1 pseudogene is annotated in these 773 nt (G+C 76.3%); it reads right to left on the bottom strand.

Annotated elements, in window-relative coordinates:
* Window positions 1-748, bottom strand: a pseudogene (locus tag MCBG_RS24910) (FHA domain-containing protein); the annotation flags it as partial.
* Window positions 749-773: the final 25 nt, after the last annotated feature.

The raw sequence follows: 773 nt of genomic DNA, 5'->3' as shown, positions 1-773 counted from the left end.
GCCCGCCGATGCGCACCGCGAGCACCTCGGTACGCGGGCGCGGACCGGCGTCGGAGAGCCGCGCGCCGTGCCGGGGGCAGGTCGGTGCGCCGGTGCGCAGCGTGGGTGGCGGCTGCTCGGCCGGCGCCCGGTCCACGGCGGCCAGGTCGGCGAACGCGCCGCCGCCCCCGCCGCCGCCGAACAGCGCGCAGCCCGGCTCGGGGCAGCGCCACTGCCGGGAGAGCAACTTGACGCCGGCCGGTGAGCGGCTGCCGGTGGCCGGGTCCTGGCCGCCGCCGACGTGCGCGATGAACACCGGCCCACCGGCGCCGGGCACCGGGGCGAGCACGCGCCCGGCCTGCCCGAGCCACGGGTACCGGCCGACCAGCCCGTCCAGCCGGGCCCGGGTGAGCACCGGCAGGCCGAGCAGGTCGGCCACCTCCAGCATCCGGTCACCGGGCTGGTCGAGCACCTCCACCAGGCCGTCGTCGGCCCAGCGGCGGACCACCATCCGCTCGTTGGAGGTCAGGTCGGCGTCGGACAGCAGCGCCCGGTGCACGATGGCGTAGACCGGGACGCTGTCCTCACCGATCTGCCGGGACAGCGCGTCGATGACCATGCCGAGGCGCAGCAGGCTGGCCGGCCGACCGCCGTCCAGGTTCTGCCAGCGGATGACCTCGGCCAGGTCGACCACGGCCCGGGCCAGCGACGGATCGGTGCAGACCCGTCCCTCGATGGCGTCGAGCACCTTGCTGATCTCGAATCTCATGCCGCAGCTCCGCACGATGTCGTCC

The organism is Micromonospora sp. M42, from assembly GCF_000568915.1.
In the GTDB taxonomy this organism is placed as follows: domain Bacteria; phylum Actinomycetota; class Actinomycetes; order Mycobacteriales; family Micromonosporaceae; genus Micromonospora; species Micromonospora chalcea.
Note: the sequence above shows the minus strand (reverse complement) of the source record. Positions and strands in the feature narration are given on the sequence as shown.